Origin of the sequence: Pseudomonas brassicacearum (assembly GCF_000585995.1) — a bacterium.
Lineage (GTDB): Bacteria > Pseudomonadota > Gammaproteobacteria > Pseudomonadales > Pseudomonadaceae > Aquipseudomonas > Aquipseudomonas brassicacearum_A.
This window is the reverse complement of the sequence record NZ_CP007410.1, coordinates 61727-82723: the sequence shown is the minus strand read 5'-3', so window position 1 is coordinate 82723 and position 20997 is coordinate 61727. Positions and strand designations below refer to the sequence as shown.

At 61.5% G+C, this 20997-nt stretch carries 18 protein-coding genes; 12 read left to right on the top strand and 6 right to left on the bottom strand.

The window, feature by feature from the left end; translation table 11 throughout:
- Nucleotides 1-6: 6 nt before the first annotated feature.
- On the bottom strand, nt 7-513 hold the full coding sequence (gene def, locus CD58_RS00370) for a peptide deformylase (RefSeq protein ID WP_003196300.1): 507 nt from the start codon (nt 511-513) through the stop codon (nt 7-9).
- 167 nt (nt 514-680) lie between these two features.
- Here def and CD58_RS00365 point away from each other — a divergent pair, with 167 nt between their 5' ends.
- The 3 genes from CD58_RS00365 to CD58_RS00355 all read left to right on the top strand — a co-directional run bounded on the left by CD58_RS00365 (nt 681) and on the right by CD58_RS00355 (nt 3505).
- Nucleotides 681-1706 (top strand): LysM peptidoglycan-binding domain-containing protein, encoded by a 1026-nt coding sequence (locus CD58_RS00365; RefSeq protein ID WP_025211122.1) that lies wholly within the window; start codon nt 681-683, stop codon nt 1704-1706.
- An 80-nt stretch (nt 1707-1786) separates the two neighbouring features.
- Nucleotides 1787-2887 (top strand): DNA-processing protein DprA, encoded by a 1101-nt coding sequence (gene dprA, locus CD58_RS00360; protein WP_025211121.1) that lies wholly within the window; start codon nt 1787-1789, stop codon nt 2885-2887.
- 60 nt (nt 2888-2947) lie between these two features.
- A complete protein-coding gene (locus tag CD58_RS00355) occupies nt 2948-3505 on the top strand; it encodes an L-threonylcarbamoyladenylate synthase (RefSeq protein WP_014335849.1) in 558 nt (185 codons plus the stop codon).
- A 423-nt stretch (nt 3506-3928) separates the two neighbouring features.
- Here CD58_RS00355 and CD58_RS00350 read toward each other — a convergent pair whose 3' ends face one another.
- Nucleotides 3929-4906, bottom strand: coding sequence for an NADPH:quinone reductase (locus CD58_RS00350; RefSeq protein WP_025211120.1), 978 nt, complete (start codon nt 4904-4906; stop codon nt 3929-3931).
- Between the two features lie 329 nt (nt 4907-5235).
- Between CD58_RS00350 and hemF the strand changes: the two genes are divergently transcribed.
- Together hemF and aroE are read left to right on the top strand one after the other, a co-directional pair.
- Entirely contained in the window at nt 5236-6150 is a 915-nt protein-coding gene (hemF, locus tag CD58_RS00345) for an oxygen-dependent coproporphyrinogen oxidase (RefSeq protein ID WP_025211119.1), read from the top strand.
- Nucleotides 6151-6163: 13 nt separating this feature from the next.
- Nucleotides 6164-6985, top strand: a complete 822-nt coding sequence (gene aroE, locus CD58_RS00340) for a shikimate dehydrogenase (protein WP_025211118.1) — start codon at nt 6164-6166, stop codon at nt 6983-6985.
- 126 nt (nt 6986-7111) lie between these two features.
- Here the strand turns inward: aroE and CD58_RS00335 are convergent, their stop codons facing one another.
- From CD58_RS00335 to betC, 3 genes are all read right to left on the bottom strand, one after another.
- Nucleotides 7112-8680, bottom strand: coding sequence for a SulP family inorganic anion transporter (locus CD58_RS00335; protein WP_025211117.1), 1569 nt, complete (start codon nt 8678-8680; stop codon nt 7112-7114).
- 195 nt (nt 8681-8875) lie between these two features.
- On the bottom strand, nt 8876-9796 hold the full coding sequence (gene choX / locus CD58_RS00330) for a choline ABC transporter substrate-binding protein (protein WP_025211116.1): 921 nt from the start codon (nt 9794-9796) through the stop codon (nt 8876-8878).
- Nucleotides 9797-9811: 15 nt separating this feature from the next.
- A complete protein-coding gene (betC, locus tag CD58_RS00325; RefSeq protein WP_025211115.1) occupies nt 9812-11326 on the bottom strand; it encodes a choline-sulfatase in 1515 nt (504 codons plus the stop codon).
- Between the two features lie 114 nt (nt 11327-11440).
- Here betC and CD58_RS00320 point away from each other — a divergent pair, with 114 nt between their 5' ends.
- Nucleotides 11441-12391 carry a choline sulfate utilization transcriptional regulator gene (locus tag CD58_RS00320; protein WP_025211114.1) on the top strand — a complete coding sequence of 317 codons (951 nt, stop codon included), beginning with the start codon at nt 11441-11443 and terminating at the stop codon, nt 12389-12391.
- Nucleotides 12392-12502: 111 nt separating this feature from the next.
- Here CD58_RS00320 and CD58_RS00315 read toward each other — a convergent pair whose 3' ends face one another.
- Nucleotides 12503-13162: an NAD(P)-dependent oxidoreductase gene (locus CD58_RS00315; RefSeq protein WP_025211113.1), complete on the bottom strand. Its 660-nt coding sequence runs from the start codon at nt 13160-13162 to the stop codon at nt 12503-12505.
- An 85-nt stretch (nt 13163-13247) separates the two neighbouring features.
- Here CD58_RS00315 and CD58_RS00310 point away from each other — a divergent pair, with 85 nt between their 5' ends.
- The 6 genes from CD58_RS00310 to CD58_RS00285 all read left to right on the top strand — a co-directional run bounded on the left by CD58_RS00310 (nt 13248) and on the right by CD58_RS00285 (nt 20969).
- Nucleotides 13248-13586 (top strand): DOPA 4,5-dioxygenase family protein, encoded by a 339-nt coding sequence (locus tag CD58_RS00310; RefSeq protein WP_025211112.1) that lies wholly within the window; start codon nt 13248-13250, stop codon nt 13584-13586.
- Between the two features lie 372 nt (nt 13587-13958).
- Complete coding sequence (locus tag CD58_RS00305) at nt 13959-15266, top strand: CitMHS family transporter (RefSeq protein ID WP_025211111.1); 1308 nt, start codon at nt 13959-13961, stop codon at nt 15264-15266.
- 62 nt (nt 15267-15328) lie between these two features.
- Nucleotides 15329-16096: a TerC family protein gene (locus CD58_RS00300; RefSeq protein ID WP_025211110.1), complete on the top strand. Its 768-nt coding sequence runs from the start codon at nt 15329-15331 to the stop codon at nt 16094-16096.
- A gap of 325 nt (nt 16097-16421) precedes the next feature.
- The gene (locus CD58_RS00295) at nt 16422-18080 is read left to right on the top strand and encodes a Na/Pi cotransporter family protein (protein ID WP_025211109.1); all 1659 of its coding nucleotides are present in this window, start codon (nt 16422-16424) and stop codon (nt 18078-18080) included.
- 170 nt (nt 18081-18250) lie between these two features.
- On the top strand, nt 18251-19642 hold the full coding sequence (locus CD58_RS00290; protein WP_025211108.1) for a M16 family metallopeptidase: 1392 nt from the start codon (nt 18251-18253) through the stop codon (nt 19640-19642).
- 301 nt (nt 19643-19943) lie between these two features.
- Nucleotides 19944-20969, top strand: coding sequence for a DUF5924 family protein (locus CD58_RS00285; RefSeq protein ID WP_025211107.1), 1026 nt, complete (start codon nt 19944-19946; stop codon nt 20967-20969).
- Nucleotides 20970-20997: the final 28 nt, after the last annotated feature.

Below are 20997 nucleotides of genomic sequence, written 5' to 3'. Positions count from 1 at the left end.
GAGGCATCAAGCATTCTGGCGATGAAGTTTTTCCAGTTTTTTCTTGATCCGGTCACGCTTGAGGGTAGACAGGTAATCCACGAACAGCTTGCCGTTGAGGTGGTCACACTCGTGCTGGATGCACACCGCCAGCAACCCTTCGGCGATCAGTTCATAAGGCTGGCCGTCGCGGTCCAGGGCCTTGATCTTGACCTTTTGCGGACGGTCGACGTTTTCGTAGAAACCCGGCACCGACAGGCAGCCTTCCTGGTATTGGTCCATCTCGTCGGTCAGGGTTTCGAACTCGGGGTTGATGAACACTCGCGGTTCGCTGCGGTCTTCGGAGAGGTCCATCACGACAATACGCTTGTGCACGTTGACCTGGGTCGCGGCGAGGCCGATACCTGGCGCTTCATACATTGTTTCAAACATGTCATCGACCAACTGACGCACTTCGTCGTCCACTACGGCCACGGGTTTGGCGATAGTGCGCAGGCGCGGGTCCGGAAATTCGAGAATGTTCAAAATGGCCATAAGCTTGATAAATGCACGTGTGAGGTAAAGTCGGGTGGCTGGCCTGGCGTGTCTTGGGATGCAGGCTACCGTTGTAAAACGTAGCTTCTGAGACACAGCTTCTCAAGAAGCGAGCCACGGGGGCTCTGGCGTTTTACGCGAACGCACATAATAAAGGGATTCACCGCATGAGGAAATCACTACTCGCCCTGCTGCTCCTGGCCTCGGCCGGTATCGCGCACGGGCAAGTGCAACTTCGGGAAGGTTTTCCCCAGCAATACACGGTGGTGACGGGGGACACGCTGTGGGACATTTCCGGCAAGTACCTGCGCGAACCCTGGAAATGGCCGGAACTCTGGCAGGCCAACCCGCAGATCGAAAACCCCAACCTGATCTATCCCGGCGACACCCTGTCGCTGGTCTACGTCAACGGCCAGCCGCGCCTGACCCTCAATCGCGGCGCCTCGCGGGGCACCATCAAACTGTCGCCGCGCATCCGCAGCTCGCCAGTGGCCGATGCCATCCCAAGCATCCCGCTGCAAGCCATCAACAGCTTTTTGCTGAGCAACCGCATCGTCGACACAGCCGAGGACTTCAACAAGGCGCCCTACGTCGTCGCCGGCAATGCCGAGCGGGTACTCAGCGGCATGGGGGACCGGATCTTTGCCCGCGGCACCTTCGAGACGAGCCAATCGGCCTACGGCATCTTCCGCCAGGGCAAGGTCTACACCGATCCCGAGACCAAGGAATTCCTGGGCATCAACGCCGACGACATCGGCGGCGGCGAGGTGGTTGCCACCGAAGGTGATGTCACCACCCTGGCCCTGCAACGCACCACCCAGGAAGTGCGCCTCGGTGACCGCTTGTTCAGCGGCGAAGAACGCTCGATCAACTCCACCTTCATGCCCAGCGCGCCGAAAACCGACATTAACGGGCTGATCCTTGACGTGCCTCGCGGCGTGACCCAGATCGGCGCAATGGATGTGGTCACCCTGAACAAGGGCCGTCGCGATGGGCTGGCCGAAGGCAACGTGCTGGCGGTGATGAAGACCGGGGAAACCGTGCGTGATCGCATCAGCGGCGAGCAGGTGAAGATCCCGGATGAACGGGCCGGCCTGCTGATGGTTTTCCGCACCTACGACAAGCTCAGCTACGGCTTGGTGCTGTATGCCTCGCGCTCATTGGCCGTGCTCGACAAGGTGCGCAATCCGTAACGGGTCTCACAAGTTACCAACAGAGTTATCCACAGCTTGTTCCCGTTTGAACGGGGCTTATCACGATCAAGGATGATCACATGTCACTGCCTGAATTCGCTTCGGTTTCCCCTGCGGAACTGGAAGCCCGTCTGCGCCTGCACCGCTTGCCGGAGCTGGGACCCAAACGTTTCATGACCTTGATGGAGGCGTTTGGCTCAGCCTCCAAAGCCGTCAGCGCGCCGGCCAGCGCCTGGCGAGCGCTGGGCTTGCCCGCGACGTGTGCCGAGGCTCGACGCCACCCGGATGTGCGTGACGGTGCCTACCACGCATTGGCCTGGCTGGAGCGTTCGGGCCAGCATTTACTGATGTGGGACCAGCCTGACTACCCGGCGTTGCTGGCGCAGATCAGCGATGCGCCACCGCTGCTGTTCGTCGCCGGCGACGCCGGATTCCTGGAAAAACCGCAGCTGGCGCTGGTCGGCAGCCGCCGGGCATCGCGTCCGGGCATGGACACGGCGGCGGCATTTTCCCGAAGCCTGGCCGGGGCCGGTTTTGTCATCACCAGCGGCTTGGCCCTGGGCATCGATGCGGCGGCTCATCAAGCGGCCCTGGATGTCGGCGGGCAGACCGTTGGCGTGTTGGGCACCGGGCTGGAAAATTTTTATCCACAGCGCAATCGACGGCTGGCGGACGCCATGATCGACCAAGGCAGCGCGGTGGTGTCGGAGTTCCCGCTGGACGCGCCACCCCACGCCAGCCACTTTCCGCGCCGTAACCGGATCATCAGCGGTTTATCCCTGGGTGTGCTGGTGGTTGAAGCCAGTGTCGCCAGCGGCTCGCTGATCACCGCACGCCTGGCGGCGGAACAGGGCCGCGAGGTGTACGCCATTCCGGGATCGATCCACCACCCGGGCGCCCGCGGCTGCCATCAATTGATCCGCGACGGCGCGGTGCTGGTGGAAACCGTCGAGCACATCCTGGAAGCACTGCGCGGTTGGCAGCGGTTACCGCTGACCGCGGAGCCTGTGCCTGTCACGCATCCGCTGTTGCGCTTGCTCCATGCCGCACCGCTCACCAGCGAAGCGTTGGCCGACGCCAGTGGCTGGGGCTTGCCCAAAGTGTTGGCGGCGCTGACCGAGTTGGAAATGGAAGGACGGGCCACGTGCGACAACGGGTGCTGGTTTGCGCGGACACGCTAGGTTTTATGGGGAAGATCGGTAAACTGCCCACAGCCTTATTTGTGTTGCGGAGAATCTTTCATGGTCAACAGTTGGCGTGTGCAACAAGCCGCGCGGGAAATTCGCGCCGGGGCGGTGATTGCCTATCCAACCGAAGCGGTCTGGGGCCTGGGTTGTGATCCGTGGAACGAGGAAGCGGTGGAACGCCTGCTGGCGATCAAGTCGCGGTTGCCCGACAAGGGCTTGATCCTGGTGGCGGACAACATCCACCAGTTCGATTTCCTGTTCGAAGACTTCCCCGAAACCTGGATGGACCGCATGGCCAGCACTTGGCCGGGGCCTAACACCTGGCTGGTGCCGCACCAGAATCTGCTGCCGGAATGGATCACCGGCGTGCATGACACGGTCGCGCTGCGGGTCAGCGATCATCCCACCGTGCGCGACCTGTGCTCACTGGTGGGACCGCTGGTGTCCACCTCGGCCAACCCCCAGGGCCGCCCGGCGGCGCGCACGCGGATTCGGGTCGAGCAGTATTTCCGTGGGCAGATCGACCTGGTGCTGGGTGGCAACCTGGGCGGGCGCAAGAACCCCAGCGTGATTCGCGACCTGGCGACCGGCAAGGTCGTGCGGCCGGACTGAGCCCGGATACAAACTCTGCATCTTGCACAAAACCACTGTGGGAGCGAGCTTGCTCGCGATGGCGCCAGGTCAGCCAGCATTGATATTGACTGACACACCGCTATCGCGAGCAAGCTCGCTCCCACAGGAATTTGTGGCGAATGCCGGATCTGTGGTCACTGCAAAACCCTTGTGGGAGCGAGCTTGCTCGCGAAGGCGTCAGGTCAGCCAGCATTGATGTTGACTGACACTCCGCTATCGCGAGCAAGCTCGCTCCCACAGGAATTTGTGGCGAATGCCGGATCTGTGGTCACTGCAAAACCCTTGTGGGAGCGAGCTTGCTCGCGAAGGCGCCAGGTCAGCCAGCATTGATGTTGACTGACACACTGCTATCGCGAGCAAGCTCGCTCCCACAGGTTTTCAAGCAACCTGAACCATCAAATCTCAGGGCAAGAGAATGGTCGACCCCGTCGTCCGTCGCGCCGACAACTCGGTCTGGGCCTTGGCCGCTTCCGCCAGTGGATAACGCTGGTTGATGTCCACCTTGATCTTGCCGCTGCTGATCATCCCAAACAGCTCATCGGCCATGCGCTGCAGGTTCTCGGCGTTGTTGGCGTAGGTCGCCAGGGTCGGGCGGGTGACGTACAGCGAGCCCTTCGCCGAGAGGATCCCCAGGTTCACGCCGTCCACCGCACCGGAGGCATTGCCGAAGCTCACCACCAGGCCACGGGGGGCGACGCTGTCCAGGGAGGTCAGCCAGGTGTCCTTGCCAACCCCGTCGTACACCACCGGCACCTTTTTGCCGTCAGTCAATTCCAGCACTCGCTGTGCGACGTTTTCCTTGCTGTAGTCGATGGTTTCCCAAGCGCCGTGGGATTTGGCGATGGCGGCTTTTTCCGGTGAACTGACGGTACCGATCAGCTTCACGCCCAAGGCCTTGGCCCATTGGCAGGCCAAGGAACCCACACCACCGGCGGCGGCATGGAACAGGATGGTTTCGCCACCCTTGAGTTCATAAGTCTGGCGCAACAGGTACTGCACGGTCAGGCCCTTGAGCATCACACCGGCCGCCTGCTCGAAGCTGATGGATTCGGGCAAATGCACCAGGTTGGCCTCGGGCAGCACATGCACATCGCTATAGGCCCCCAACGGACCGCTGCCGTAAGCCACCCGGTCACCGACCTTGAATCGCGTGACCTCACTGCCGACCGCCTCGACCACGCCCGCCCCTTCGGCGCCCAGGCCCGATGGTAGCGTCGGCGGCGGATACAGACCGCTGCGGTAGTAGGTGTCGATGAAGTTCAGGCCGATCGCCCGGTTGCTGACGCGCACTTGCTGCGGGCCCGGCTCGGCGGGCTGGTAGTCCACATACTCGAGCACTTCGGGGCCGCCGTGGGAACTGAACTGGATACGTTTGGCCATCTTCACTTTCTCCTTGTCGCAGTGATGCTATTGACTTAAGGCCACCGACAAACCCGTGGCGAGGGAGCTTGCTCCCGCTCGGCTGCGAAGCAGTCGTGATTCGTCGGCGCGGTGTGCCTGATGCGGCGCATTCGGCAAGTTTTGGGGCCGCTTCGCGACCCAGCGGGAGCAAGCTCCCTCGCCACAAGACTTTTTACCAAGCCTGCTATCGGACTCCTAAGCTTGACCTTCGTCAACTGTAGCGTCGCCAGGTGCGGTGTTATCCTGTGCGCCCATTTGCCACCGGCCCGTTGCCCGCCGCGTAGCGTAGCCCTGATCAAGGTGATGTCATGTCCACTCGCACCGAGGCCGTGAAAGCCTACCTGCTCGACCTGCAAGACCGCATCTGCGCGGCCCTGGAAACCGAAGACGGCGGCACGCGCTTCGTCGAAGATGCCTGGACCCGGCCTGCCGGTGGTGGCGGGCGCACACGGGTGATCGAAAACGGTACGGTGATCGAAAAGGGCGGCGTCAACTTTTCCCACGTCTTCGGCAGCGGTCTCCCACCGTCAGCCAGCGCCCATCGGCCGGAACTGGCCGGGCGCGGCTTCGAAGCCCTGGGCGTGTCGCTGGTCATCCACCCGCACAACCCCCATGTGCCAACCTCCCACGCCAACGTGCGGTTCTTCATCGCCGAAAAGGAAGGCGAAGAACCGGTCTGGTGGTTCGGCGGTGGCTTCGACCTGACGCCCTACTACGGCGTAGAGGAAGACTGCGTGCATTGGCACCGCGTTGCCGAGCAGGCCTGCGCGCCGTTTGGCCCTGATGTGTATTCGCGCTACAAGGCCTGGTGCGACAGCTACTTCCATATCAAGCATCGCAACGAGCCCCGGGGCATTGGCGGCTTGTTTTTCGATGACCTGAACGAATGGGATTTCGACACCAGCTTCGCCTTCATGCGCGCCATCGGCGATGCCTACATCGAGGCTTATCTGCCCATCGTGCGCCGCCGCAAGCAGGACCCGTTCACCGCCAAGCAACGGGAGTTCCAGGAGTTCCGCCGTGGGCGCTACGTGGAATTCAACCTGGTCTACGATCGCGGCACCCTGTTCGGCCTGCAATCGGGCGGACGTACCGAGTCGATCCTGATGTCCCTGCCGCCACAAGTGCGCTGGAGTTATGACTGGAAGGCCGAACCGGGCAGCGAAGAAGCGCGGCTGACCAACTACTTCCTGCAGGATCGCGATTGGCTGGCGAAGGCCTGAACGGGGATTACTCATGGATCGCTACGTTGTAATGGGTAACCCCATCGGCCACAGCAAGTCGCCACTGATTCACCGCTTGTTTGCCGAGCAGACCGGGCAAGCACTGGACTACAGCACACTGCTCGCGCCGCTGGATGATTTTGCCGGTTGCGCCCGGGCATTTTTCCGCGAGGGCCGTGGGGCGAATGTCACGGTGCCGTTCAAGGAAGACGCCTTCCGCTTGGCCGACAGCCTGACCGAACGGGCGCAGCGGGCCGGGGCGGTCAACACGTTGAGCAAGTTGGCCGACGGCCGCCTGTTGGGTGATAACACCGACGGCGCCGGGCTGGTGCGGGACCTGACCGTCAACGCCGGCTTCAGCCTCAAGGGCAAGCGCATCCTGTTGCTGGGGGCTGGCGGCGCGGTGCGAGGCGCCTTGGAACCGCTACTGGCCGAAGGGCCGGCCTCGCTGATCATCGCCAATCGTACGGTGGAAAAGGCCGAGTTGCTGGCTGAGCTGTTCGCGGACCTGGGCCCGGTGTCGGCCAGTGGTTTCGACTGGCTGCAAGAGCCGGTGGACCTGATCATCAATGCCACATCCGCCAGCCTGTCGGGGGATGTACCGCCGATTGCCGCCAGCTTGATCGAGCCCGGCAAGACGGTCTGCTACGACATGATGTATGGCAAGGAGCCGACCTCGTTCTGCCGTTGGGCCAGTGAGCACGGCGCGGCGGTGGCGATGGATGGGCTGGGTATGCTCGCCGAACAGGCGGGCGAAGCGTTCTATTTGTGGCGTGGGGTACGCCCGGACACCGCGCCGGTGCTCGTCGAGCTGCGCCGCCAACTGGCGCTGTAGGTTTTAGGCTGTTGTGGCGAGGGGATTTATCCCCGCTGGGGCGCGAAGCGGCCCCGCTTTTTTGGGACTGCTTCGCAGTCCAACGGGGATAAATCCCCTCGCCACAGGGTATGTCTGCCTTAAGCCCTAGTCTTCGAAGTGAATCGGGCAGTGCTCCGCCCCTTCCAACTTCTTCAACTCCTCCACCACATGCGGCCTGGCCTTGCGCAACGTCAGGCTACGCCCCTGGCTGCGCAGGCGCCGGGCTTCCTGGTGGAGCATTTCCACCCCGGAATAATCAATGAAGTTGATCTGCTGGGCATCGATCACCACCCGCGGCGCTTGCAACCGTTGCAGCCGCACTTGCAGGTAATGGCTGGCACCAAAAAAGATCGAGCCGCCCACCCGTAGGATGTCGGCCTCCCCCTCACAGGAGTGGTGCACGCGCGGCTGTGAGGTGCGCTTGAGGTAAAAGAACAGCGAGGCCAGCACACCGGCATAGATGGCGGTTTGCAGCTCCAGCAGCAACGTGGCCAGGCAGGTCAGGCCCATCACCACGAACTCGGCGCGGCTCACGCGGTACAACGCGCGGATGCCGCGATGGTCCACCAGTCCCCAGGCGATCAGCAGAATGCTGCCGGCCATGGCCGGAATCGGGATGTGCGCGATCAGCTTCGCGCCAGCCACGGCGAACAACGCCACCCACAAGGCCGAAAACACACCGGCCAGGGGCGAACAGGCTCCAGCGTCATAGCTGAGGCCGGAACGGGTGAAAGAACCGGCCGACAATGATCCAGAGAAAAATCCTCCGACGATGTTGGAAAGCCCCTGCGCCCTCACCTCTTGATTCGCATCGAGCAATTGCCCGGAACGTACCGACAACGAACGGGCGATGGACAGGCTGGTGACCAGCCCAAGCATGCCCACCGCGACTGCGCCGGGCAGCAGGCGCAGGATCAATTCCAGGTCCAGCGGCAACACTGTGAACGGCGGCAGGCGCCCGGCGAAGGCGCTGACCAGCGCCACATGCCCGAACATCGCCGGCCATAGCCAGACCACCAGGCTACTGATGACCAACGTTATCAACAGGCTCGGCCAGCGTGGCAGCAGCCTTTTGAGCACCACGCCCAGGACCAGCGTGCCTAACCCCAGCAGCAAGGACGGTTTATCCACAGCCCCGATGTGGCTGAGCAACATCAGCAAGCCCTTCAACGCCGTGGCTTCATTCGGCAAATCCAGGCCCAGCAGGTTTGGCAGCTGCCCCAATGCAATCACCACCGCCGCCCCCAGGGTGAACCCCAGCACTACCGAGTGCGAAACGAAATTCACCAGCGCACCGAAACGCAACAGCCCCAACAGCCATTGGAAAATACCCGCCAGTACTGTCAGCAACAGAATCAAGGTGATGTAGTCCTGGGTCGCGGGCACGGCCAGGGGACTGACGCTGGCATACAGGACGATGGAGATCGCCGCCGTAGGACCGCAGATCAAATGCCAGGACGAACCCCACAGGCAGGCGATCAGCACAGGGACAATCGCCGCGTACAAGCCGTACTCAGGTGGCAACCCGGCAATCAGGGCGTAGGCAATGGATTGCGGCAACGCGAGAATCGCGCCGCTCAGGCCGACGATCAGGTCGCGGCCGACACTCTGGCGGGTCTGTCGGGGCAGCCAGCTCAGGAACGGAAAGAGTGAATGGCGAGTGGGGATTGCCATGGGGCCTCAAGGATGGGGTTTGGCGCAAGAGTATCAGGCGAGCGCCCACCCGTGGCGAGGGAGCTTGCTCCCGCTGAGCTGCGAAGCAGCCTCAAAATCTGAGACGGCACGACACCGTATCGGTTTTGGGAGGGCTTCGCCCTCCAGCGGGAGCAAGCTCCCTCGCCACAAGAGCAACTCACCGGCACATGGGCTTTACAGCTTGGCCTTCACCGCCGCCAACGCATCCTTGCCATCCAGGGTCTTCACGCCGTCCAGCCACTTATCCAGCACCGCCGGGTTGGCCTTGATCCAGGCCTTGGCCGCATCGGCGTTGCTGATTTTGTTGTTCACCACCTCGGCCATGATGCTGTTTTCCATTTCCTGGGTGAAGCTCAGGTTGGTCAGCAGCTTGCCAACGTTCGGGCAGGCCTGTGCATAACCCTTGCGCGTCAGTGTATAAACACTGCCCGTGTCGCCGAAGTATTTCTCGCCACCCTTGAGGTAGTGCATTTTCAGCTGCACGTTCATGGGGTGCGGCGTCCAGCCGAGAAAGGTCACGAACTTCTGCTTCTTCACGGCCCGGGAGACTTCCGCCAACATCGCCTGTTCGCTGGATTCCACCAGTTTCCACTCGCCCATGCCGAAGTCATTGGTCTTGATGATGTCTTTCAGGGACAGGTTCGCCGGAGCGCCGGAACCGATGCCGTAGATCTTCTTGTCGAACTTGTCGGCAAACTTGTTCAGGTCGGCAAAGTTATGCACACCCGCGTCCCAGACATAATCCGGAACCGCCAGGGTGAATTCGGTGCCGTCGAGGTTCTTGGCCAGTTGCGTGACATCGCCAGTGGCCACGAATTTGTCATAGAACCCCTGCTGCGCCGGCATCCAGTTACCCAGGAACACATCCACCTGGCCGTCCTTGAGGCCGCCGAAGGTAATCGGCACCGCGAGCGTATCGACCTTGGCCTTGTAGCCCATGCCATCCAACAGGAAACCGGTGATGGCATTGGTCGCGGCGATGTCACTCCAGCCCGGGTCGGCCATCTTCACGGTCTCGCAGCTCTGCTCGGCCCACGCCGAAACACTGCTCAACGCCAACAGCCCAGCGGTCAGTACTGTGGATAACTTTTGCATGTGCTTCCCCTTACGTTATTGGTTTTGGCAGGGTTGTGGATAACGGGCCTTGCGCTCCAGATCGTCGAGGTCGATGTGGTTACGCATGTACTGCTGACTGGCGTCCACCAGCGGCTGGTGATCCCAGCTCTTGAGTTTGCCCAAGGCCAGGGCCTGGGCGACGAAACGGCGGCGGCGCTGACTGGCGAGCACCTGTTGATGAATGGCTGGAATGTCCCATTTGGCCCGCGCCTCGGCGAGAAATTCGGCGAACAGCGCCTGGTGCTCAGCTGATTGGCTGAGGTTTTCCTGCTCCTTGGGATCGTTGCGCACATCGAACAGCAGGCACGGGTCATCTTCGCTGTAGATGAACTTCCACGGGCCACGGCGGATCATCATCAACGGGCTGATGGTGCCTTCGGCCATGTACTCACCGAAGACTTCGTCATGCCCGCCCTGCCCTTGCAGATGCGGCAGCAACGAACGGCCATCCAGCGGCAACCCGGGCTCCAGCGTACCGCCGGCGAGTTCGACCAAAGTCGGCAGCAGGTCGGCAGTGGACACCGCCGCGCCGACCCGGGCGCTGGCGAACTGGCCCGGCGCGCTGATCAGCAGCGGTACACGGGCGGCCATTTCGAACCAGTGCATTTTGTACCACAGGCCTTTTTCGCCAAGCATGTCCCCATGATCGCCGGAGAAAACGATGATGGTGTCGTCCAGCAAGCCGGTGTCTTCCAGAGTCTGCAGCAGTTTGCCGACGTTACTGTCGATGTAGCTGCACGCGCCGAAGTACGCACGGCGGGCATCGCGAATCTTATCCACAGGCAGCGGTTTGTCCCACAGGTCATACACTTTCAGTAGGCGCTGGGAGTGGGGGTCGAGTTCCGTTTGCGCCGGGGTTTGCGGCAGCGGGATGTCGTTGTCGTCATACATATCCCAAAAGGCCTTGGGAATCGTGTACGGGTCATGTGGGTGAGTCATGGAGACCGTCAGGCAGAAAGGCTGGTCGCCGTCCTCACGGATGTGGTCGAACAGGTACTGCTGGGCCTTGAACACCACTTCTTCGTCAAAATCCAGCTGGTTGGTACGCACGCACGGCCCGGCCTGCAACACCGAAGACATGTTGTGGTACCAGCTCGGCCGCACATCAGGTTCGTCCCAATTCACCGCCCAGCCGTAATCGGCCGGATAAATGTCACTGGTCAGGCGTTCTTCGTAGCCGTGCAGTTGGTCCGGCCCGCAAAAGTGCATCTTGCCGGACAGTGCCGTACGGTAGCCAAGGCGACGCAGGTAATGGGCATAAGTGGGAACGTCTGCCGGGAAATCCGCGGCGTTGTCGTAGGCGCCGATCTTGCTGGGCAATTGGCCGCTCACCAGGGTAAAGCGTGACGGCGCACAGAGCGGGCTGTTGCAATAAGCAGCGTCGAAGACCACGCCCTGCTCGGCCAGGCGCGACAGGTTGGGCAGCTTGATCGGCGAAGGACCGTAGATCGGCAACATTGGCGCGGCCATTTGATCGGCCATGATGAAAAGAATGTTCTTGCGCTTCATGTATTCGCGGCATTCCATAGTGGATAGTTATGCGACATTGCTGCGATTGAGCATGTAGCGCCCATCTTTTGGGGTAAAGCCCATGCAAGGTAATGACTAGGATAAGCACAGCTTATGTATGAAGCCTTGGGTGACCTGTCTCTGGACCTGTTCCGTGCCTTTGAAGCCGCAGCCCGCCATCGCAGCTTTACGGCGGCGGCGATTGAGCTGGGCACTACGCAACCGGCCATCAGCCAGCAGATCAAACGCCTGGAAGAACAACTGGGTACACGGTTGTTCGATCGCATCTATCGCGGCATCGAAATGACCGAGGCCGGGACGATCCTCTTCGAACAGGTGCAGGCCGGTTTGCAGAGCATCGACGCCGGATTGCACGCGATCACCGCCCAACATCAGCATGAGGTGCTGCAAGTCGCCACGGACTTCGCTTTCGCCGCCTATTGGCTGATGCCGCGACTGCATCGATTTCACGCCGCCAACCCGCAGGTGGACGTTAGCCTGGTGACCAGCGAGCGCAACCACAACATGCTGCGCACGGATATCGACGTTGCCGTACTGTTCGGCGATGGACGCTTCAAACAAGGCGAAAGTCATTGGCTTTTCAGCGAAGAAGTTTTTCCGGTGTGCAGCCCGCTGTTGCTTAAGGAGCGCCCCCTGCCCTTGCCCGCCCAGGCCTTGTCGGAATTCCCCCTGCTGCACCTGCGCGGAGAAAACAGCAGCAACTGGTTCGACTGGAGTGGTGTATTCCGTGAGCTGGGCATCACCTCGCCGCCGGCACCCGGACAGCTACGGTTCGACAATTACACCTTGCTGATCCAGGCCGCGATTGGCGGCCAAGGCGTGGCGATCGGCTGGCGCCACCTTGTGGATAACTTGCTGGCGCAGGGGCTCTTGTGCCGGCCCATCGCTGAAACGGTGTTATCGCGGTTGGGGTATTACGTGGTCCTGCCCCAGCGTAAACGGCGCGGGGCGTTGATCCGGCAGTTTGTGGATTGGTTGACGGAAGAACAGGCCAACAGTGCTGAATCGCTCACGGGGTTGCCGTTGCCTTCGATTGCGGTTTGAGGCGGTGGTGAGGGGTGCTCCGGCTCGGTTGCGCAGCGGCCGCAATATCTTGGGGCTGCTTCGCAGCCCAGCGGGAGCAAGCTCCCTCGCCACAGGGGTGGATGTCGACAGCTAGTTGGCGGCCACGAAGCTGACGTGCTCGCCGACGTGCAGGTTCAGGCGCAGCTCGTCGGCGATGCCCACCGCCACCCGATTAAGTCGCTCCAGGGATTCGGCCATGCCCGGTTCCAGGCTGGTACTGACCTGGCTGAAATGCTCGATGCCCAAGCCTGGAGCAGCATAGGGGGCATTGACCAGAGTCCATTGCAAGGTGCTGTTCTTCAGGGCATCGAGGACTTCCTCGGCGGCATGGCGTTGCAGATCATCGTCCGACGCTTCCTCGTCGAGCACCGCGAAGTCACCCACCAGAAACAGCCGGGAGATGCTCACTGCCTCCATGCCGGCGATCAATGCATCCACGGCCAGCACCTGCTCCACGGGGCCGGGAATGAGCGTACGTTCTACCTGTTCGCTGTTCATCGGCAACCCCGGCGCGTTCAGCAGACACACCACGGCGCTGGCGCCGGCCACGCTTTGCTTGACCCGTTCCGGGTCATAGAGATCTCCGGTCTTGGTCCGCAGGCCCGGACGGGGCGCCAGGGCCGTGAGATCATCGAGAATGGCAATGACTTCATGCTGGCGTCGCAGCATTTCAGCCATCAACGCACTGCCAAGGCTGCTCATGGCACCATAGAGCACCACTTTGACGGCCGGGGTTTCGGCATTTTTCATGGCTGGTTTTCCTTTTAATCCGCGTGTAAGGCCTCTGACCCGCGGAAAACGAAGAGGGTTCGGCCTCTTTATCGAGGAGCGACAGATGCAGCGGATCAAGGGCTACCATGCCCACGTATATTTCGACGCCAGTACGCTCGATCAGGCGCGGGCGCTGTGCGAGGAAGCGGCGCAACTGTTCCCGTTGAAAATGGGCCGCGTCCACCAACGCCCGGTCGGCCCGCATCCGGATTGGAGCTGTCAGCTGGCGTTCGATCCGCAGTACATCGGCGTGGTCCTGCCGTGGTTGGCGCTCAATCGCAAAGGCCTGGTGATTTTCATGCACCCGGACACCGGCGACGACCTGACGGACCACACCGAGCATGCGATCTGGATGGGCGCGATGCGGCCGCTAAATCTTTCGGCGTTTAAAGTCAGTCCCTGACTGACCTCTGTGGCGAGGGAGCTTGCTCCCGCTGGGCAGCGAAGCGGCCCCAAGATTTTGCGGTCGCTGCGCAACCGAGCGGGAGCAAGCTCCCTCGCCACAAAGGCAGGGCCAACCGTCAGTCATTGCCAGCCGCGAAAGGTTACTGAAAGCTAGCGCGATTAGGATCGCCCCCACTACCGGCAAAAGACCGGTGGCCAGAAGCGAGTGTTGAACGCTCGTTTGGCCCTTTTAACAACAACAATGGTGATTCTGATGTCCGCTGCTCCCCACTCCGTTGCACCCACTCCGTCCGTCCGTCCCGAGCCTTGCATCCCGCGCTGACCTGTCCGGTTCGCCTTTGCCCGCCGCGCCACGCCTGGAGTATTTCCTATGCTGACTTTCCTTGGCTTCGCCATGGTCATCACGTTCATGTTCCTGATCATGACCAAGCGCCTGTCCGCGCTGATCGCCCTGATCATCATCCCGATCCTGTTCGCCCTGTTCGGTGGCTTTGCGCCGAAGATCGGTCCGATGATGCTCGAAGGCATTACCAAGCTCGCCCCCACCGGGGTGATGCTGATGTTCGCAATTCTCTACTTTGCCCTGATGATCGACTCCGGCCTGTTCGACCCGGCCGTGCGCAAGATCCTCAAGCTGGTCAAGGGCGACCCGTTGAAAGTTTCGGTCGGTACCGCCGTTCTGGCGCTCGTCGTTTCCCTCGATGGTGACGGCGCGACCACTTACATGATCTGCGTGGCCGCGATGCTGCCGCTCTACAGCCGCATCGGCATGAGCCCACGCATCATGGCTGGCCTGATCATTCTCGCCGGTGGCGTGATGAACATGACCCCCTGGGGCGGCCCGACTGCCCGGGCGGCCAGTGCGCTGCATGTCGATCCATCCGACATCTTCGTGCCGATGATTCCTGCGATGCTGGCCGGTGTGGTGGCGATCCTGGCGATTTCCTACATGTACGGTAAACGCGAGCGCGCTCGCCTGGGTGAATTGCACCTGGCCGGTGATGACATCGACCACAGCGAAATCAGCGTTTCCCAGTTCCCGGACGCCCGTCGTCCGAAGCTGATCTGGTTCAACGGCGCGTTGACCCTCGGCCTGATGTGCACCCTGATTGCCGGCCTGTTGCCGCTGCCGGTGTTGTTCATGGTGGCCTTCAGTATCGCGATGATCGTCAACTACCCTTGCCTGCAACAGCAGAAGGACCGCGTCGCGGCGCACGCCGGCAGCGTGTTGGCGGTGGTCGGGCTGATTTTCGCGGCGGGTATCTTTACCGGCATCCTGTCCGGCACCGGCATGGTCGACGCCATGTCCAAGAGCCTGCTGGCGGTGATCCCGGATTTCCTCGGCCCGTACCTGGCGGTGATTACCGCCCTGGCGAGCATGCCGTTCACCTTCTTCATGTCTAACGACGCATTTTATTACGGGGTGTTACCGGTTCTCGCCGAAGCGGCCAGCCACTACGGCATCACCGCCGTTGAAATGGCACGTGCCTCGATCGTCGGCCAGCCCGTCCACCTGTTGAGCCCGCTGGTTCCGTCCACCTACTTGCTGGTGGCCCTGGCCGGGATCGAGTTCGGCGATCACCAGCGCTTCACCCTGAAGTGGGCAGTATTGGTTTGCCTGTGCATAATGTTCGCCGCGTTGCTGATGGGGATTTTTCCGCTGTTCAGCACTCTATAAAAGCAATGCCCGCTGCGTCACCCCCAGGTGACGCGGCTTAACACTCGCTCAAAGGAACTCACATGGAATGGCTGACCAACCCGGAAATCTGGGTTGCCTTCTTTACCCTGACCGCCCTGGAAATCGTTCTGGGCATCGATAACATCATCATGATCTCGATCCTGGTCAGCCGCATGCCCAAGCACATGCAGGCGCGCACCCGGATTTTCGGCCTGGCGCTGGCCATGGTCACGCGGATCCTGTTGCTGCTGTCCATCACTTGGGTCATGCGCCTGACCAACGACCTGTTCGAAGTGTTCGGCACGGGCATCTCCGGTCGCGACCTGATCCTGTTCTTCGGTGGTCTGTTCCTGCTGTGGAAAAGCTCCCAGGAGATGTACCACGCGCTGGAGGGCGAAGACGAAAGCAACGACGAACCTTCGGGCAAGGGCGGCAACTTCATCTACACCATCATCCAGATCGCGATCATCGACATCGTGTTCTCCCTGGACTCGGTCATCACCGCTGTCGGCATGGTTTCCCATGTACCGGTGATGGTGGCGGCAATCATCGTCGCCGTGCTGGTGATGATGCTGGCCTCGGGCACCATCAGTGAGTTCATCGACAAGCACCCGTCGCTGAAGATGCTGGCGCTGTCGTTCCTGCTGGTGGTCGGTACCGTGCTGATCGCCGAGTCGTTCGACGTGCACGTGCCAAAAGGCTACGTCTACTTCGCCATGGCATTCTCCCTGGCGGTGGAAGCGGTCAACATCAAGATGCGGACTGCCATGGCGCGCAAGCGCAAGCAGCAGGATCCGGTGAAACTGCGTAAGGATGTTCCGGGTCAGTAATGGCGTGGGGCATTTGAATGAAGGGGCTCTTTGGAGCCCCTTTTTCATGCCCCGAGAAAAGCCCGGTGCGCATAACCCTGTGGGAGCGAGCTTGCTCGCGATAGCGTTCTGTCAGCCAATGAAGATGTTGAATGTCAGGGCTCCATCGCGAGCAAGCTCGCTCCCACAGGGGCGCGGTATTTTTTATGACAGTTTTGTTTCAATCGATTCTTTAGCTGTGCAATGCTGGCGCTCGAACCATTAGCCAACTACAGCTTAAGTACATACCTAAAAATGATGTGGCACTGTCAATTTGTCCCTTTGGGACGCTAACAGGGGGCTCCTCATGCTGACCCTGCTGAATCTACTCTCCGCCGTGGCCCTGCTGATCTGGGGCACGCACATCGTCCGCACCGGCATTTTGCGGGTCTATGGCTCGAACCTGCGCCATGTCATCGGCCAGAACATGTCCAAGCGCTGGCTGGCGTTCGTCGCCGGCATCATGGTCACGGCCATGGTCCAGAGCAGCAATGCCACGGCCATGCTCGTCACCTCGTTCGTCGGCCAGGGCCTGATGGCGCTGACCCCTGCCCTGGCAACCATGCTCGGCGCCGATGTCGGTACCGCGCTGATGGCGCGGGTGCTGACCCTGGACCTTTCGTGGTTGTCACCGTTGCTGATTTTCCTCGGGGTGATTTTTTTCCTCTCGCGCAAACAGACCCGCGTCGGGCAAATGGGTCGGGTCAGCATCGGCCTGGGCCTGATCATCCTGGCATTGCAATTGATCGTCGAAGCCGCCGCGCCCATCACCCAGGCCCAGGGCGTGAAGGTGATCTTCGCCTCGCTGACCGGCGACATCCTGCTCGATGCGCTGGTGGGCGCGCTGTTCGCGATGATTTCCTATTCCAGCCTGGCCGCCGTGCTGCTGACCGCAACCCTGGCCGGTGCCGGGGTGATCAGCCTGCCGGTGGCCATCGGCCTGGTGATCGGCGCCAACATCGGCAGCGGCATACTGGCCTTTCTCAGCACCAGCATGCAGAACGCCGCCGGACGTCAGGTGGCACTGGGCAGCCTGCTGTACAAGCTGATCGGCCTGTTGCTGATCATTCCGGTACTCGATCCGCTGGTGGGCTGGCTGGACGGTCTGGATTTCAGTCCCCAGGAAACGGTCATTGGTTTTCACCTGCTCTACAACTCCGTGCGTTGCCTGGTGCTGCTGCCCAGCGTCGCACCGATGGCCCGGCTCTGTGCCTGGCTGCTGCCGGAGCGTCCGGACCTCAACGGCACGGCCAAGCCCCGCCACCTGGACCTCGCCGCCCTCCCCACGCCGAGCCTGGCGCTGGCCAATGCCGCCCGGGAAACCCTGCGCATCGGCGACCTGATCGAAAACATGCTCGAAGCCATGCTGGACGTGCTGCGCGGTCAGCAGACGGCGGTCACCCAGGAAGTGCGGCGCATGAGCGATGACGTTGAGGCGTTGTGCAGCAGCATCAAGTTGTACATGGCACAAATGCCCCGTGAGGACCTCAGCGAACAGGACAGCCGCCGCTGGGCGGAAATCATTGAGCTGGCGATCAACCTGAAGCTGGCCAGCGACCTGATCGAACGCATGTTGCGCAAGGTCCAGCAGCAGAAAACCTCCCAACGCCGTTCATTTTCCGATGTGGGCCTGGAAGAACTGGCCGGGCTGCACAGCCATTTGATCGCCAACCTCCGGCTGGGGCTGTCGGTGTTTCTCAGTGCCGATCGGGAGAGCGCCCGTCAGTTGCTGCGGGAGAAACGGCGCTTTCGGGCGCAGGAACGGCGAATGGCCCACGCCCACGTCAGTCGTCTACAGCGCAAAGTCGTACAAAGCCTCGAGACCAGCTCCTTGCACCTGGAACTGATCGCCGACATGCGGCGCCTCAATTCGCTGTTCTGTGGCAGCGCCTACGTGGTACTGGAAACCGCCGAGATCGGTGCGCTGGCGGCGGATGAAATGTCCGACATCACCCATTCGCCGTGAACGACTGGCGCATTGGCCAGTCAGTAACAGTGGCTTGGGTTTAAAGCCATTCGCGAGCCAGCACGCTCCCACCGTGTCATCCAGCCAATCGATTCAAGGTGGGAACACGCTTGCTTGCGATAACGGCCTGCCCGGCACATGGACCCCACTCAGCCGCCAGGAAGCCCGTTATGCGTTGTCTGTTGTTCGCCTTTCTTTTGCTCGGCTCGCTGCCTGCGGTAGCCCAGGATCGATTCCAGGTCGAGGGTTATGCGTTGCCCAACGGCCTGCAACTGCTGCTCAAGCCCGGCAGTGAACGCGGGCACGTGGCGATCCGGCTGGTCGTCGGCGTGGGCCTGGACGATTTCAGCTGCGCCGACAAGGAACTGCCCCATCTGCTTGAGCATTTGCTGTTCAGCGGTGTCGATGAGGGCGGCGAAGGCGGCCTGGAAGAACGCATGCAGGCATTGGGCGGCGAGTGGAACGCCTTCACGAGCAATGCCGACACCACGTTTGTCATCGAAGCGCCGGCACGCAATCAACGCAAGATCCTCGACCTGCTGCTGGCGCTGTTGACCCGCACCCGCATCGACGACAAAGCCCTGGAGGCTGCCAAGCGGGTGGTCGAACGCGAAGACGGCGGCCATTACACTCATCTGCAACGCTGGCTCGACCAGCAGGACCTGAGCCACAAGGCCAGCAATCAACTGGCAGTGGAATTGGGCCTGCGTTGCGCGGAACGGGCCGAGGTCGAACGCCTCACCCTCGCCAAGATCGAGCAGGCGCGCGAGGCCTGGTATGCGCCGAACAACATGACGCTGATTGTGGTCGGCGATCTCGACCGGTTGCTGCCGGCCTATCTGGAACGCACCTTTGGCGCACTCGAGCCGGTCGAACCCAGCACCCACAAACCGCTGCCACAGATCCGCTACAGCGCGGTCACCAAGCGCAACCTCATTCGTGGCCTGGTCGGCAATGGCGCCAAGCTTCACTGGCTTTTTCCGGAGCCGGTGCTGGAGCAGCAACACGACGAAACCTTCGACCTGCTCAAGGATTACCTGGACTGGGCGCTCTATCGCCAGTTGCGCCTGGCCCGCAGTCTGTCCTATGGGCCGTGGGTGGAACGGGAAGTATTCGGCGGCGTCGGCTTCTTCAGCCTGAACGCGGACCTGGCCCGCGAAGACCTGCCGCAAGCCGAACAAGCCCTCGAAGAGCTGCGCAGTACGTTGCTCAAGGATGGCTTGGACCCCGACAGCTTCATGCGCATCAAACGAGCGGCCATCGCGCATCAGACCTGGGCGGTTCAAGGTAACAGTGCCTTGGCCGATTACTATTGGGGAGCCCTGGGCGATTATGAAGACGGCCGCTTCGCCAACCCGGCCGTGCGTTTGCAGGGGGTGAGCCTGGAACAGGCCAACCAGGCCCTGCGCGAGCTGCTCAAGGACCCAGGTTATCTGCGCATCGAGAAGCCTTTGCTCAGCGATGACGAACTCGTTTGGGGGCTGGTCGGTGTGCTGGGCTTGTTGTTGCTGGGGTTGGTGGCTTGGCAAGTGCGTCGCCGGGCCCGACCGACCGAGGGCTGAGTCCGCGACATGTACCTGTGTGATGAGGGATTTATCTGTGGCGAGGGGATTTATCCCCGCTGGGCTGCGAAGCAGCCCCCACTGAGTAAAATCGAGCCGCCCTTGATAGCGACTGCTTCGCAGTCGAACGGGGATAAATCCCCTCGCCACAGATAAATCCCCATGCCACAGGTATACCTCATGCCACAGATAAGTCCCCTTGCCCGATGAATCCCCTCACCACAAAAGCATGCTCGTCACACCGTTGGCCTGGCGATATCCTGTCAGGGATATTTCCTACGACTTACTGTGAAACCACCTAATGCAGAACCTGACCGTCTACATCCAGCGCCTCCTTGAGTTGATGAAGCGCTATCCAGGGGTCATTGCGCTGGGTGGTTTCATCTCCGGGCTCGGCAGCTTCATGTTGGTTGACCGCCAGCAGGGCCTGGCGACCTGGATTGCGGTCATGATGCTGGTGAGCTGGCTCTGGCTGATGGTCGAGAACAGCATGACCCGGCTGTTCGCGCGCATTTTCAAGCGGGAAATACCCCAGCCGTTGTTGCGTTACGCCACGCAGATGATTCACCAGGAAAGCCTGTTTTTCGTCCTGCCGTTTTTCCTCATCACCACCACCTGGAACAGCAGCCAGCTGCTTTTCACCGGCCTGCTCGCTACGGCGGCGCTGATCTCAATCGTTGACCCTCTGTACTACAAATGGCTGGCGCCCCGGCGCTGGGCGTTCCTGGCGTTGCATACGCTGACACTGTTCGCCGCCCTGCTCACCGCGTTGCCGGTCATTCTGCATTTGACCACCGACCAGAGCTTCAAGCTGGCCCTGGGCATCGCCATGCTGCTGTCGTTTCCGAGCCTGGCGTCGATCTTTCCGATCCGCACCGTGCGCAACGCCCTGGCCATTTTATGTATTACCGTCGGGATTGGCGCCGCCGGCTGGGTGCTGCGCTCCTGGGTACCGCCGGCCACGCTGTGGATGACCGAAGTGGCGATCAGCACCCAACTGGAAGACCGCACGCCCGGCGCCAGCCTCAAGGAAGTCAGCGCCGCCCAGATCCGCGGCAACGGCCTGTATGCCTACACCGCCATCAACGCGCCACGGGGGCTCGATGAGCGTATCTACCATGTCTGGCAGTTCAACGGCAAAGAAGTGGACCGCATCGCCCTGGACATTCACGGCGGGCGCAAGGAAGGCTATCGCGCCTGGACCCACAAGCAGAACTTCCCGGAAGACCCGACAGGCAAATGGCAGGTGCGGGTGCTGACGGAGAACGGCCAGATGATCGGTGTGCTGCGTTTCAATGTGAGCGCCCCCGCACCCGAAGCAAAATGATGGCGGTCGTGCTATTAGGTAGCGCTGC

Coding starts and splice junctions, on each gene's coding strand:
- def (WP_003196300.1), bottom strand. CDS start 513: ATGGCCATTTTGAACATTCTCGAATTTCCGGACCCGCGCCTGCGCACT.
- CD58_RS00365 (WP_025211122.1), top strand. CDS start 681: ATGAGGAAATCACTACTCGCCCTGCTGCTCCTGGCCTCGGCCGGTATC.
- dprA (WP_025211121.1), top strand. CDS start 1,787: ATGTCACTGCCTGAATTCGCTTCGGTTTCCCCTGCGGAACTGGAAGCC.
- CD58_RS00355 (WP_014335849.1), top strand. CDS start 2,948: ATGGTCAACAGTTGGCGTGTGCAACAAGCCGCGCGGGAAATTCGCGCC.
- CD58_RS00350 (WP_025211120.1), bottom strand. CDS start 4,906: ATGGCCAAACGTATCCAGTTCAGTTCCCACGGCGGCCCCGAAGTGCTC.
- hemF (WP_025211119.1), top strand. CDS start 5,236: ATGTCCACTCGCACCGAGGCCGTGAAAGCCTACCTGCTCGACCTGCAA.
- aroE (WP_025211118.1), top strand. CDS start 6,164: ATGGATCGCTACGTTGTAATGGGTAACCCCATCGGCCACAGCAAGTCG.
- CD58_RS00335 (WP_025211117.1), bottom strand. CDS start 8,680: ATGGCAATCCCCACTCGCCATTCACTCTTTCCGTTCCTGAGCTGGCTG.
- choX (WP_025211116.1), bottom strand. CDS start 9,796: ATGCAAAAGTTATCCACAGTACTGACCGCTGGGCTGTTGGCGTTGAGC.
- betC (WP_025211115.1), bottom strand. CDS start 11,326: ATGAAGCGCAAGAACATTCTTTTCATCATGGCCGATCAAATGGCCGCG.
- CD58_RS00320 (WP_025211114.1), top strand. CDS start 11,441: ATGTATGAAGCCTTGGGTGACCTGTCTCTGGACCTGTTCCGTGCCTTT.
- CD58_RS00315 (WP_025211113.1), bottom strand. CDS start 13,162: ATGAAAAATGCCGAAACCCCGGCCGTCAAAGTGGTGCTCTATGGTGCC.
- CD58_RS00310 (WP_025211112.1), top strand. CDS start 13,248: ATGCAGCGGATCAAGGGCTACCATGCCCACGTATATTTCGACGCCAGT.
- CD58_RS00305 (WP_025211111.1), top strand. CDS start 13,959: ATGCTGACTTTCCTTGGCTTCGCCATGGTCATCACGTTCATGTTCCTG.
- CD58_RS00300 (WP_025211110.1), top strand. CDS start 15,329: ATGGAATGGCTGACCAACCCGGAAATCTGGGTTGCCTTCTTTACCCTG.
- CD58_RS00295 (WP_025211109.1), top strand. CDS start 16,422: ATGCTGACCCTGCTGAATCTACTCTCCGCCGTGGCCCTGCTGATCTGG.
- CD58_RS00290 (WP_025211108.1), top strand. CDS start 18,251: ATGCGTTGTCTGTTGTTCGCCTTTCTTTTGCTCGGCTCGCTGCCTGCG.
- CD58_RS00285 (WP_025211107.1), top strand. CDS start 19,944: ATGCAGAACCTGACCGTCTACATCCAGCGCCTCCTTGAGTTGATGAAG.